A 12,772-nucleotide genomic window follows, 5' to 3' on the forward strand; every position below is an offset into this window, starting at 1 on the left:
GCCAAGACCTGTTATTTATTTTTTCTTTTTGCGGACTACGATCACAATAATGATAACAGCCGCTGCTGCGATCACAAGGATCACAAATGGAAGGATTACCGTGTTATCGCCAGTTTTTACTGCGTTTGAGGTCTGGCTCTGTCCATTGTTTCCAGTTGTGGTTCCAGCTGTCTGTCCGTCAGATGTACCGTTGGAGCTGTTTCCTGTTCCATTTGCGGAAGTACCATCTGTTCCTGCTGTACCCTGGGAGGTACCCGCTGAAGTGCCAGTTCCGGAAGTTCCGGTTCCAGAAGTTCCATTTGTTGTGGAGCTGCCGGTTCCGTTTGTTGTACTGCCTGTAGTAGTTCCAGAAGTACCATTTGAAGAACCATTTGTAGTTCCAGAGCTATTTCCTGTACCGGAATTATCTGAATTTCCAGTTCCATTTCCGCTGGTTCCATTGGAAGTTCCTGTACCATTTCCTGTTGTTCCTGCTGTTCCATTAGTACCTGTTCCTGTTACAGACGGGGATGGTGTAGGAGTTCCGCTAATAGCCTGAGTTGGTGTCGGGGTAGGTGTACCTCCGTCCCCGTAAGCGCCATTTGCAATATCATCTCCTACAATCGGACGGAAGCCTGCGATTCCAAAAGGACTGAAGGAATGCGTACTGAATATCATGGTGCTTCCATTTACACTTGGAACGATAGTCTCTGTGGCACCATTGTCAAGGAGATGCTCGATGGAGTACTCGTATCCCTCTTTTACCGGAATGGTTACGCTTACATACTGTCCGTCCGGGATCTCATACTCTGTATTATTCTTCAGATCCCATAATTTGAACTCATAGGACTGGAAAATAGTGGCTTTCTCTTCATTCTTAAATTCATAGCTCTCGCCGCTGGTTACCTGGAACTGAACATACCAAGGAAGGTCGATTCCAGATACGGAAATGCCCTCACAGCTGTGGTTCTCAGCTGCTCTTGCAGCCTGCTCTTCTTCTGTCAGATTGTCTTCTGCTGTGTCAGGTCTTGAATCTGCCAGTGAAAAATCAAGGGGATTGTCGAAAATGTTCTTCTGATCACCTTCTGTTCCCTCTTCCTCTGCAGATTTCTCCTCCGACTCATCAGCCTCATCACTGCCGTCCAGGACAGTAGCTCCTGGCATTGCTGCGCCGAAATTCTCATTCAGCTTACCAGTTCCCTCTAACGGATCTACTGTTTCTGTATTATCAGCTGCAGATGGGCTGTTATCTGCTTCTGTATCGCCTGTGGTATCCGCTTCAGTCTTCTGGTCTGAAGATGCTGTATTGCTTTCTTTCTGGCTTTCGTCAGATGCTTCGCTTGGAGCTTCCGTACCAACAGTCACATCTTCTGCATCACTGGAAATCTCTTCTGCACTTCCAGTAACCGTATCCTGAGAAATTTCTTCACTGTCAGATGGTGTCTCACTTTCATCTGCAGATGGACTGTCCGCGGTATCGGTATTCTCCCTGTCAGAATCTGCTGTGTCTTCTTTTATATCCTCTGTTTTCTGGTTCTCTGATGGAACATCAGCATTTTTATCTGCTGGATCATTCTGTGAAGCATCATCTTTGGTCACAGTATCTGTGCCAGAAAGGGAACCTTCTGCCGGTGTCAGCTCGGATGATACTGTTTCCCCATCCCCTTCTATGCTGCTGACTACGACTGTGATCTTGCCCTTCACAACCTTTTTATCTGCATCCCAGCCGGAAAGATAAGAAAGATCTACATCTTCTGCTGGTTTAAACACAACTTCACAGGACTGGACTCTTTTATTTGGAACAAAAGATGTATCCACCCAGGAAAGAGTTCCATAATCACTTTTCGGCAATGCCACTTCCGAAAGAGCGATTGGCTGGTCTATAGTAATATTATCCGGAATAAGACTGGATGTCTCAAGTGTGTTCTCGGTGTTCTGTCCCCACGCAGTAACCGGATAAGCCTGTCCGGTCATCAAAACTGCTGTCATTGCAGCTGCCGCAAGTAAGGATACACTTTTTCTGTACATAACGTTTTTTTTCTTCTTCATCCTGGCACCTCTGTTGTATGTATAAAAATTAATTATATGATCAAAATATAAGTATTTCTTTTCCTTTAACGTACACTATATCAAATCTTTACTCTTTTGTAAATATTCTGTAACAATTTATTTTATTTTTTACCACACCGAATTATAACACAGTTCTGCCTTTTTCGACACCCCCCAATTCTATTTTTTATATCTTATTTTTTCCCTTCTGTTTTCCCCGCCCCCTGTTTTCCTTGCATTTTCAGCCCGAATCATGTATATTCTTTTTTAACATCATTATAAAAAAGGAGTGAACATAGTTTGGATTCAAGTGTCCCTATACAGGCGGTCACCATATTGATACTGGTGCTTTTGTCCGCCTTCTTTTCTTCTGCAGAAACATCTATGACGGCGGCCAACCGTATCCGCATCCATTCCCTGGCAGAACAGGGCAACAAGCGCGCTGTTACTTTGGAGAAGGTAATTTCCAATTCAGGAAAAATGCTCAGCACTATTTTAATTGGAAATAACATTGTAAACATCGCTGCTTCTTCCCTTGCCACAACCTTTACCATGAAAGTGTTTGGAAGCGTGTATATCGGTGTTGCGACCGGTGTTATGACTCTTCTGGTCCTTCTTTTTGGAGAGATCACCCCGAAGACCATTGCCACCCTGAAAGCCGATGACCTGGCCCTTTCTTATGCAAGACCGATTTATGCCCTTATGACAGTGCTGACTCCTGTCATTTATATTGTTGGAAAGCTTGCAAACGGCATTCTTTTTGTCCTTCGGGTAGATCCAAATGCCAAGAAAGATACCATCACTGAGCACGAGCTTCGTTCCATGGTAAATGTGGGACAGGAAAATGGAGTGATCGAGCGGGAAGAAAAGCAGATGATCTACAATGTGTTTGATTTTGGTGATTCTGCTGCCAAGGATGTTATGATTCCCCGAATCGACATGACCTTTATTGATGTGGACTCCACTTACCAGGAGCTTATGGATATTTTTAAGGAAGATATGCATACCCGTTTTCCGGTTTATGAGGACAATACGGACAATGTGATCGGAATTATCAATGTGAAAGACCTTCTTCTCTATCCGGAACATGAACCATTTTCTATCCGAAAGATCCTTCGCGAGCCTTATTTCACCTATGAATATAAGCGCACCACTGACCTTATGATGGAAATGCGCAAGGCTTCTGTGAACCTTGCAATTGTCCTTGACGAGTACGGTTCTACTGCCGGTCTTGTCACTTTGGAAGACCTTCTGGAAGAAATTGTAGGAGAAATCCGGGATGAATATGACGAGGATGAGGAAGAGCCCATCCGTGAGATCCAGCCTGGCAGAGAATATGAGGTGCTTGGTTCTGCCAAACTGGATGATATCAATGAAGCCCTGGGAACCCATCTTGAATCAGAAGACTATGATTCTGTAGGAGGCTATATTATTGAGCAGCTTGACTGCCTGCCGCGCGAGGGAGAATCCGTTACCCTGGAGGACGGCATGCATCTGGTTGTAGACGAGTTAGATAAGAATCGTATTGAACTGGTGCACATCTGGCTGCCAGAGCACAAAGATACAGAAGAGACACCGAACGCGTAAACGGGACAAAACACGCTTTGCAAGTTTTGCTCGTTATCGCAGCAGTCACCAGGGTCTCGTGTAAACAGGGGCGTTGGCTCGCCTATCGCGTAAATAAAGATCCGAATGCTTCTTGTATTTTTTTCAAGAGCATTCAGATTTTTATTTACGCCCTTCCTTCCTCTCCCAGCATCAGGCAGAACTGCTTTATGATCCGGTCGATTTCCCCAGTGACAGCCTCCACTCCAGCTTCTGTTTCCCGCCAGTTTTCTCTGGTGATCCCATCTGGGCACGCCGGGCACACCAGAAATTCTGTCTCCGGGTACAAAAGCTGGTAATACATCAGGGATCTTCTGGCGTGGTAAGTTTTGCAGCAGAGAATTGCTTTTTTCACCGAAAGCCTGTGAAGGTCCGTCACCTGTCTGGAAAAAATTGCATTTTCGTAGGTAAAGGTAGCCTGGTCTTCCCTTAAAATGGCATCCTCTGGAACTCCATTTTTCATAAGCACTGTTTTCAGAAATTCCCATTCCGTCTCGTAATTTCCTTCATAAAGTTCTTTCTTCGACTGTACGCCCACAAATTTTCCCAATGTGATACTGTATCGTCCGCTTGGCAAAACATAAGGGGCATAGCCTTCTTTATATAAAGAAGCCGCTTTTTCTGCCATCTCCGGAAAACCATTTCCAGGCACGAAAATAATGTCTGCCTTCTCTGGTTTATTTTCTGCAAAAACAAAATCCTCTGTATTTTTCAAAAATTCTGTGTAATCCACGTTTTATCCCCTTTTCTGTCCCATATGGTATTTCCAATTTTTTACATTATAGCTTCTTTTTTCTCCTTTTTCTACCCAAAAGCACATTTCCGCTGGCTTCTTATTTCGTCACGATCAGCGTACTATAACCGTCATCCCGAAGCCGCTGCTCCATGCGGATGGCATTGTCCAGCTGCAAAAATGCCCCCACCTGTACCTTATAAAATTCACCATCCTGCAAAATATATGCAGGATAGCCTTTTTCCTGGAGCATATACAGTATCCGGTCTGCATTCTCACGTTTGCGGAAAACACCAGTCTGCACACGGTAATACATCGGCTCCCCGCCTTGCTGCTGATCCAGTGTTCCAAGGATTGCACCTGCAATAGCCTGGGCAATCTCCCCATTCTTTTCATCATACAATTTATTGTCTTCATCCGAATTTATAAATCCAGTCTCAATAAGAAGTGCCGGCATTTTTGTTTTTCGCAGCACAACAAGACCTGGCCTCGCCTGGACTCCGATCTCCCGAAAGCCCAGTTCCCCTAATGCACCTACAATATTCTGTGCCATCTCATACTTGATTCCGCTTTTGTCATAAACCAGCACTTCCACTCCGTTGTACTGGTTCACCTCAGGGCTGCTGTTTCTGTGAAACGAAATAAAATAATCCACCTTTGCCTCATTGGCCAGTTTTGCCCTCTCAAATGGGGAAATATAATCGTCTGTAGTTCTTGTATATAAAACGTCAATTCCGTTTTCAGACAAAATCCTTCCTACATCCATAGCCAGAGCAAGATTGTCGTCTTTTTCCCTGCGGCCTTTATATACGGCACCTGGATCGTTTCCGCCATGCCCGGCGTCAATCATAATAGAATACGGCATGTCAAATTTTCCTTCCAAAATACTATTTCTCTATTAGAATATGTAAAAAAATACCAAAAGCAACTTGACTTTTACGCTTTAAAGCAGTATTATTTTGTGCAGGCAATACTTTAAAGCAGCAAAACACTTTAAAACACGAAAATACTTTTTAAGGAGGAAATAAAATATGAAAAGAAAGGTTTTATCCGTAATTCTGACCGGCGCTATGGTAGCAGGTCTTGCAGGTACAGTAACCGTACACGCTGAGGAACAGAAAACATACAACATCGGTATCTGCCAGCTGGTTCAGCACGAAGCACTGGACGCAGCTACAGAGGGATTTAAGGACGCTGTAAAAGAAGGTCTTGGCGAAGAAAATGTTACATTTGACGAGCAGAACGCACAGGGCGATTCCGCTACCTGCAGCACAATCGTCAACAACTTCGTATCCAGCAATGTAGATCTGATCCTTGCAAACGCTACTGCATCTCTTCAGGCAGCTGCTGCAGGAACAAGTGATATCCCGATTCTTGGTACTGCTGTTACAGAGTATGGCGTAGCTCTTGACCTTACCGATTTTGATGGAACTGTAGGCGGAAACATTTCCGGTACATCTGACCTGGCTCCACTGGAGGATCAGGCAGCTATGTTAAATGAGCTTTTCCCAGATGCCAAGAACGTAGGACTTCTCTACTGCTCCGCAGAGCCAAACTCCCAGTATCAGGTTGATACCGTAAAGGCTGCTCTTGAGGATCTTGGATATACCTGCGAATATTACGCGTTCTCTGATTCTAACGATATCTCTTCTGTTGTAACAAATGCAGTTGCAGACAGTGACGTTATCTATGTTCCTACCGATAACACAGCTGCTTCCAACACAGAGCTGATCAACAACATCTGCCTTCCGGCAAAGGTTCCGGTAATCGCAGGTGAAGAGGGAATCTGCTCCGGATGCGGTGTTGCTACACTTTCCATCAGCTACTATGATCTTGGAAAAGCAACTGGTGAAATGGCAGTTAAGATCCTGAAAGATGGCGAGGACATCTCTACAATGCCAATCGAGTATGCACCAAACTTCACAAAAGAGTACAATGCAGACATCTGTGCTGAGCTTGGAATTGAAGTTCCGGATGATTATGTTGCAATCGGTGCTGACGCAGAATAAAATTTTTCATAATGTTTTGACAGATTATTTTGGACATTCAGCTGCTTTTATGGTACTGGTCACAGAGTGAACCGTAACGCCTTTAGCAGCATAATCACAGACAGCGGGAAGGGAAGCCTCTCTCGCTGTTTGTGTCGTTTCTGAAAGAATGTATTTTTAGACACATTTCGTGCATATTTATACATAAAACAATTTACGCATGCAGGAGGATAAAGACATGCAAATCGCAAACTTAATCATGGCACTTCCAGGTGCCGCTGCCCAGGGTCTGATCTGGGGTATTATGGCCATCGGCGTCTACCTTACATTCCGTGTTCTTGACATTGCCGATCTGACCGTAGACGGTACCATGTGTACCGGAGGTGCTGTCTGTGTCATGATGATGATCAGCGGACATAACGTATGGGCATCTCTTTTGGTTGCTACCCTGGCCGGTATGGTTGCCGGACTTGTCACTGGTATTTTCCATACATTCATGGGGATCCCGGCCATCCTTGCCGGAATTCTGACACAGCTTTCCCTGTATTCCATTAACTTAAAGATCATGGGAAAAGCAAACCAGGCGATCAACGTTGACAAATATCCCATTCTGATTTCCTTACGCCGTATTAAAAACGTGCCGATCACACAGAATACCATTCTCATCGTCGCTTTATTTATTGTTGTGATCATTGCAATCCTGTACTGGTTCTTCGGAACTGAGCTTGGCTGCTCCCTTCGTGCTACCGGATGCAATCCAAACATGTCACGTGCACAGGGTATCAACACAGACTTCTGTAAAGTACTTGGACTTATGGTCTCCAACGGACTGGTTGCTCTTTCCAGTGCCCTTCTTGCCCAGTATCAGGGCTTTGCAGACGTAAATATGGGACGTGGTGCTATCGTAATCGGACTTGCTGCTGTTATCATCGGCGAAGCGATTTTCAGCCGTATTTTCCGCAATTTCGCCCTTCGCCTTCTGTCTGTAGCATTCGGTTCCATCCTTTACTATCTGGTTCTCCAGACCGTTATCTGGATGGGTATCGACACTGACCTTCTGAAAATGCTGTCCGCACTTGTAGTTGCTGTCTTCCTGGCAGTACCTTACTGGAAGGGAAAATATTTCGCAAAACCAGCAAAACGTGGAGGTAAGAACAATGCTTGAGATCAAAAACATATACAAAACCTTTAATCCCGGAACCATCAACGAAAAGGTGGCTCTGAACGGACTTTCCCTGAAATTAAACGAAGGGGATTTCGTTACTGTCATCGGCGGTAACGGTGCCGGAAAATCCACAATGCTGAATGCGGTTGCCGGTGTATGGCCAGTAGATGAAGGCCAGATCATCATTGACGGAACAGATGTTACCAAGCTTTCCGAGCACAAGAGAGCCGCTTATCTTGGCCGTGTATTCCAGGATCCTATGACTGGTACTGCTGCTACCATGGGAATCGAAGAAAATCTGGCTCTTGCCAAACGCCGTGGAAAAACAAGAGTTCTTCGTCCTGGTATTACCAAAACAGAACGCGAAGAATACAAGGAGCTTCTGAAGATCCTGGATCTTGGACTTGAAGATCGTCTTACTTCCAAAGTAGGACTTCTCTCCGGCGGTCAGAGACAGGCCCTCACCCTTCTGATGGCTACTCTTCAGAAACCGAAGCTTCTCCTTCTGGATGAGCATACCGCAGCCCTTGACCCGAAAACAGCTGCGAAAGTACTTGATATCACAGACCGAATCGTCAACCGTGATCACCTTACCACTTTGATGATCACACACAATATGAAAGATGCTATCGCCCATGGTAACCGTCTGATCATGATGATGAATGGACGAATCGTCCTTGACATCCAGGGAGAAGAAAAGAAAAAGCTTACCGTAAAACAGCTTCTGGATAAATTTGAGGAGGCCAGCGGGGAAGAATTCTCCAATGACTCTGCCATCCTTGGTTAAGCCCAGGGCAGATAATCATAAAAAGATTATTTTTATTCAGTTTCATTTTCGCATGTTTCTTAGAACTGCAGTCAGATTGGAAAAATCTGCTGCAGTTCTTTTTATTTACACGGGCAAAGAACCAAAGTCCGTGCTTGCACAAGACCTTGGCGCCTGCTTACTCCTAATTTTCTTCCGATTTCTCCGGACAAGCCTTTGGCTTCCCCAGTTCCAGGAAAACAGTGCCTTTATACACCAGGAATGTACCAGTGTCTTTGCAATACCGGTACACCTTATCGGTAAGAAAATCTTCTTCCGGTGTAGCCTCCCGCAAGGTATCTCTTAGAATATTCTCCAGATCCTCCGGATAAGTCAGATTGGCATTGTGGATCATCACCTCGTGAATGCTTGTAAATACCATGTAAAAGTCCGCATCCAATAGTTCCGCCAGTCTTTTCGCCACTCCCGGTAAAAAGATGGCAACCGCCCCATTGGTCCTTCTGGCGGTGCTCAGACAGTTTCCAATGCTGTCTCTTTTCAGAAAGAACTCATGATTCAGATCCATAAAGCTTTCCCCATCGTAATCCGGATTATAGACCAGTTTTTCCCAATAATAGATCCGGGGCGGCGAAATAAAATAGGTATTTAAAAGCGCTGCCTCAAACACTGTGTTTTCATCAAGCTCCCATTCTTCCAGACTATCTCTGCGTATTTTCACACTGCTGATGCGCCCATTCATCTTCCCAAGCTGCATATAAAGCACCAGGGCAATGTCTCCCACTCTGCGGTAGACCGCTCTGGAAAGCTCTCTTTTGTGCTGTTTTACATTCAGCAGCCGGATAAAAAGATCCTTTTTTACTTTCTCATAGTTATTCAGGTTTTTGGTTTTCTCAAAAAAGCCGGTTTCTTTCAGTTTGCGAATTTCGCTTTCTACGGTTCCTGCAATTTTTTCCAGGGAAACGCCATCCTCATAATCCTCAAACAGCTCTTCGGTATGGATTCCGCAAACTTCTTTTCCCGCCGAGGAAGCACTGCATTCTACAAAAAGCCGGTCGCCGTTTGGTGTCATGCCATCTTCGTCCCGCTCCTCGAAATAAACCTGTTTCTCGCTAAGCCCAAGTCGTTCCATCAATTCCTGACGCAGACTTTCTACAAATACGTCATACTCTTTGCTCATATTAAGTTCCTTTCTTCAAAAAATAATAACTTCTGAAATAAAAACGGGCGAAACACCCTAACGAATACCGGACCTGCTGTGCACTGCAGATGCCCTGTATTTGAACGAAAAGATGGAGGCAGATAGAAAATATCAGAATTGATCCTGCTTCCATTTAAACTGCTTTGAGTTGCTGTAGGGATAGTATATAAGATATGGGATGCTTTGTAAAGAACTTTTCGTCGACACAATTCGACATAAAAACGCCTTGCAGAATTCTTCGCCTGTAAACAGACTCTTCAGCGACATTTCTCTTCTGATAAATTGCAATTCTTCCAGATAAAGCTTTTTAAAAAATTTCCTGAATAGTCAAAAAGGGCCTGCCGTAAATACGGCAGACCCACAAATAATCTTATATGATTATGCCTGAGGACCAGCTGCAACAAGTGCTTTACCAGCTGCATTTCCCTCATATTTCTTGAAGTTCTTAACAAAACGATCTGCAAGATCTTTTGCTTTAACTTCCCACTCAGAAGCATCAGCGTATGTGTCACGAGGATCAAGGATACCTGTGTCAACGCCTGTAAGCTCTGTAGGAACCTCAAAGTTGAAGAATGGGATCTTCTTAGTCGGTGCTGTTAAGATAGCGCCGCTGAGGATTGCATCGATGATACCACGGGTATCTTTGATGGAGATACGTTTTCCGGTTCCGTTCCATCCTGTGTTAACCAGGTATGCTTTTGCTCCGCTCTTCTCCATTTTCTTAACAAGCTCTTCAGCGTATTTGGTCGGATGCAGTTCAAGGAATGCCTGTCCGAAGCAAGCTGAGAATGTAGGTGTAGGCTCTGTGATTCCACGCTCTGTACCAGCAAGTTTAGCTGTGAATCCAGACAGGAAGTAGTACTGAGTCTGCTCTGGTGTCAGGATAGATACTGGAGGCAGTACTCCGAATGCATCTGCGGAAAGGAAGATAACATTCTTAGCAGCCGGTGCGGAAGAGATCGGGCGAACGATCTTCTCAATGTGGTTGATCGGATAAGATACACGAGTGTTCTCTGTAACGCTCTTATCAGCGAAATCAATCTTGCCTTCTGCATCAAGTGTAACGTTCTCAAGAAGAGCGTTTCTCTTGATTGCATTGTAGATGTCTGGCTCAGAATCCTTGTCAAGGTTGATAACCTTAGCGTAGCAGCCGCCCTCGAAGTTGAATACTCCGTTGTCGTCCCAGCCGTGCTCGTCATCACCGATGAGAAGTCTCTTAGGATCTGTGGAAAGTGTAGTCTTACCTGTTCCGGAAAGACCGAAGAAGATAGCGGTGTTCTCACCGTTCATATCTGTGTTTGCAGAGCAGTGCATGGAAGCGATGCCCTTAAGCGGCAGATAGTAGTTCATCATGGAGAACATACCTTTCTTCATCTCTCCGCCGTACCATGTATTTACGATAACCTGCTCACGGCTTGTAATGTTGAACATTACAGCTGTCTCAGAGTTAAGGCCTAACTCTTTGTAGTTCTCAACTTTAGCCTTGGAAGCGTTGTAAACAACGAAATCTGGCTCGAAGTCTTTCAGCTCTTCTTCTGTAGGCTGAATGAACATGTTTGTTACAAAGTGTGCCTGCCAAGCAACCTCAACGATGAAACGGATTGCCATACGGGTATCTTTGTTAGCGCCGCAGAATGCATCAACTACGAAAAGTCTCTTATTAGAAAGCTCTTTCTTAGCGATCTCTTTTACTGCTGCCCATGCTTCCTGTGTTGCAGGATGGTTATCATTCTTATATTCGTCAGATGTCCACCATACGGTGTCTTTGGAATTCTCGTCCATTACGATATATTTGTCTTTAGGAGAACGTCCGGTATAAATACCTGTCATAACGTTAACAGCCTTAAGCTCGCTGACCTGTCCTTTTTCGAAGCCCTCAAGACCTGGTTTGGTCTCCTCTTCAAATAACATTTCATAAGAGGGATTGTAAACAATTTCTGTAGTTCCGGTAATACCATACTTTGTTAAATCGATTTTTGCCATCTTACACTTAACCTCTTTTCTCTAAAATGGAATTCATCTGCGAATGCAGATTCATGACTGCTGTCCTCGATTCACGGTAATGATTCTGGAAATATTACCTGAGCCAGCAGCTTCTATGGTACAAAACCCAAGGAATGGAACCGGATTGATTCCTTTTTTCCTTATCCTATATTATACATAACTGACTGATAAAATCAACACAAATTTCCGATTTTTTGCATTTTTGTTAAAGTTTTATCATATAGAAAACACGCCTCAGGAAAAATTTGTGAGACGTGTTTTCTGATCCGATCATGATTCTATTTTGCTTCTTTCTTTTCCGCACTGCGGGCGTAGATATTCGCAAGAACAGCACCGGAAATATTATGCCATACACTGAATACAGCGCCTGGAATAGTTGCCAGCGGATACTGTGCAAAGTGTGTGGTTGCAAGTGATGTTGCAAGGCCGGAGTTCTGCATGCCGACTTCGATGGAGATTGCACGGCATTTTGTGGTATCCAGTTTTAAAGCCCGGCCGATTCCGTAGCCAACGCCATAGCCAAGCAGGTTATGAAGAATAACAACTGCCACGATCAGAAGACCGGATGTCATCAGCTTTGCAGAGTTTGCAGATACAACTGCTGCTACGATGGCTACAATTGCTGTGGTGGAGATCAGCGGCAGGATCTCTACTACTTTTTCTGTAAATTTCTTGAAGAAATGGTTGATCACAAATCCAAGTACGATCGGCACGATCACAACCTTTACAATAGAGAGGAACATGCTGAACATGTTTACGTCTACCTTCTGTCCTGCATATAAATATGTAAGAAGTGGTGTTAAAAACGGAGCCAGTACTGTAGAGACTGCTGTCATTCCAACGGACAGGGCCACATCACCTTTTGACAGATAGGTCATAACGTTGGAGGAGGTACCTCCTGGGCAGGTTCCTACAAGGATAACACCTACTGCAAGCTCAGCCGGAAGCTGGAACACTTTTGTAAGGCCAAAAGCAAGCAGGGGCATTACAGTAAACTGGGCGATACAGCCGATGATTACATCTTTTGGACGGCTGAATACAACTTTGAAGTCATTTGGCTTCAGGGTAAGTCCCATACCGAACATTACAATTCCAAGCAGGGTGTTTACGTAACTGGTTTTGATGAAGCTTACCGTGTTCGGTGCGAACAGTGCAAGTGCGGCAACTGCGATTAGAGAGTATGAAACTTTTTCTGTAAAATAATGTTTAGAAGGTTCTTCTATGATACAATAAATATCATTAGGAGGGCCTTTTATTATGGCAAGACAAAAGAAACCTGTACATC

10 protein-coding genes are annotated in these 12,772 nt (G+C 44.5%); 4 read left to right on the forward strand and 6 right to left on the reverse strand.

Annotation, left to right across the window (positions count from 1 at the left end; all coding sequences use genetic code 11):
- Positions 1-15: 15 nt before the first annotated feature.
- The gene (locus ACTQ50_RS10565) at positions 16-2,028 is read right to left on the reverse strand and encodes a hypothetical protein (RefSeq protein ID WP_441484169.1); all 2,013 of its coding nucleotides are present in this window, start codon (positions 2,026-2,028) and stop codon (positions 16-18) included.
- 300 nt (positions 2,029-2,328) lie between these two features.
- Here ACTQ50_RS10565 and ACTQ50_RS10570 point away from each other — a divergent pair, with 300 nt between their 5' ends.
- Positions 2,329-3,615 carry an HlyC/CorC family transporter gene (locus ACTQ50_RS10570; RefSeq protein WP_441484170.1) on the forward strand — a complete coding sequence of 429 codons (1,287 nt, stop codon included), beginning with the start codon at positions 2,329-2,331 and terminating at the stop codon, positions 3,613-3,615.
- A 145-nt stretch (positions 3,616-3,760) separates the two neighbouring features.
- Here ACTQ50_RS10570 and ACTQ50_RS10575 read toward each other — a convergent pair whose 3' ends face one another.
- The gene (locus ACTQ50_RS10575; protein WP_441484171.1) at positions 3,761-4,366 is read right to left on the reverse strand and encodes a YdcF family protein; all 606 of its coding nucleotides are present in this window, start codon (positions 4,364-4,366) and stop codon (positions 3,761-3,763) included.
- Positions 4,367-4,466: 100 nt separating this feature from the next.
- The gene (locus ACTQ50_RS10580) at positions 4,467-5,231 is read right to left on the reverse strand and encodes an N-acetylmuramoyl-L-alanine amidase (protein WP_441484172.1); all 765 of its coding nucleotides are present in this window, start codon (positions 5,229-5,231) and stop codon (positions 4,467-4,469) included.
- A gap of 166 nt (positions 5,232-5,397) precedes the next feature.
- On the opposite strand from ACTQ50_RS10580, the gene ACTQ50_RS10585 reads away from it, so the two are divergent.
- From ACTQ50_RS10585 to ACTQ50_RS10595, 3 genes are all read left to right on the forward strand, one after another.
- Positions 5,398-6,375, forward strand: coding sequence for an ABC transporter substrate-binding protein (locus tag ACTQ50_RS10585; RefSeq protein ID WP_441484173.1), 978 nt, complete (start codon positions 5,398-5,400; stop codon positions 6,373-6,375).
- A gap of 217 nt (positions 6,376-6,592) precedes the next feature.
- Complete coding sequence (locus ACTQ50_RS10590; protein WP_441484174.1) at positions 6,593-7,519, forward strand: ABC transporter permease; 927 nt, start codon at positions 6,593-6,595, stop codon at positions 7,517-7,519.
- Positions 7,512-8,306 carry an ABC transporter ATP-binding protein gene (locus ACTQ50_RS10595; protein WP_295309032.1) on the forward strand — a complete coding sequence of 265 codons (795 nt, stop codon included), beginning with the start codon at positions 7,512-7,514 and terminating at the stop codon, positions 8,304-8,306. The genes ACTQ50_RS10590 and ACTQ50_RS10595 overlap by 8 nt, the downstream gene beginning before the upstream one ends.
- 163 nt (positions 8,307-8,469) lie before the next feature.
- Here the strand turns inward: ACTQ50_RS10595 and ACTQ50_RS10600 are convergent, their stop codons facing one another.
- The 3 genes from ACTQ50_RS10600 to ACTQ50_RS10610 form a co-directional block, all read right to left on the reverse strand.
- Positions 8,470-9,462 (reverse strand): DUF5688 family protein, encoded by a 993-nt coding sequence (locus ACTQ50_RS10600; RefSeq protein WP_441484175.1) that lies wholly within the window; start codon positions 9,460-9,462, stop codon positions 8,470-8,472.
- 399 nt (positions 9,463-9,861) lie between these two features.
- Positions 9,862-11,466 (reverse strand): phosphoenolpyruvate carboxykinase (ATP), encoded by a 1,605-nt coding sequence (gene pckA, locus ACTQ50_RS10605; RefSeq protein WP_441484176.1) that lies wholly within the window; start codon positions 11,464-11,466, stop codon positions 9,862-9,864.
- Positions 11,467-11,765: 299 nt separating this feature from the next.
- Positions 11,766-12,713, reverse strand: a complete 948-nt coding sequence (locus tag ACTQ50_RS10610; protein ID WP_441484180.1) for a bile acid:sodium symporter family protein — start codon at positions 12,711-12,713, stop codon at positions 11,766-11,768.
- Between the last annotated feature and the right edge of the window lie 59 nt (positions 12,714-12,772).

The organism is Blautia sp. Sow4_E7 (genome assembly GCF_052116245.1).
Taxonomy (GTDB): Bacteria; Bacillota; Clostridia; order Lachnospirales; family Lachnospiraceae; genus Blautia_A.

Bases quoted from the DNA above. Each gene is read 5' to 3' on its own strand.
- ACTQ50_RS10600 (WP_441484175.1), bottom strand. From the start codon at position 9,462: ATGAGCAAAGAGTATGACGTATTTGTAGAAAGTCTGCGTCAGGAATTG.
- ACTQ50_RS10565 (WP_441484169.1), bottom strand. From the start codon at position 2,028: ATGAAGAAGAAAAAAAACGTTATGTACAGAAAAAGTGTATCCTTACTT.
- ACTQ50_RS10580 (WP_441484172.1), bottom strand. From the start codon at position 5,231: ATGCCGTATTCTATTATGATTGACGCCGGGCATGGCGGAAACGATCCA.
- ACTQ50_RS10595 (WP_295309032.1), top strand. From the start codon at position 7,512: ATGCTTGAGATCAAAAACATATACAAAACCTTTAATCCCGGAACCATC.
- ACTQ50_RS10590 (WP_441484174.1), top strand. From the start codon at position 6,593: ATGCAAATCGCAAACTTAATCATGGCACTTCCAGGTGCCGCTGCCCAG.
- ACTQ50_RS10585 (WP_441484173.1), top strand. From the start codon at position 5,398: ATGAAAAGAAAGGTTTTATCCGTAATTCTGACCGGCGCTATGGTAGCA.
- pckA (WP_441484176.1), bottom strand. From the start codon at position 11,466: ATGGCAAAAATCGATTTAACAAAGTATGGTATTACCGGAACTACAGAA.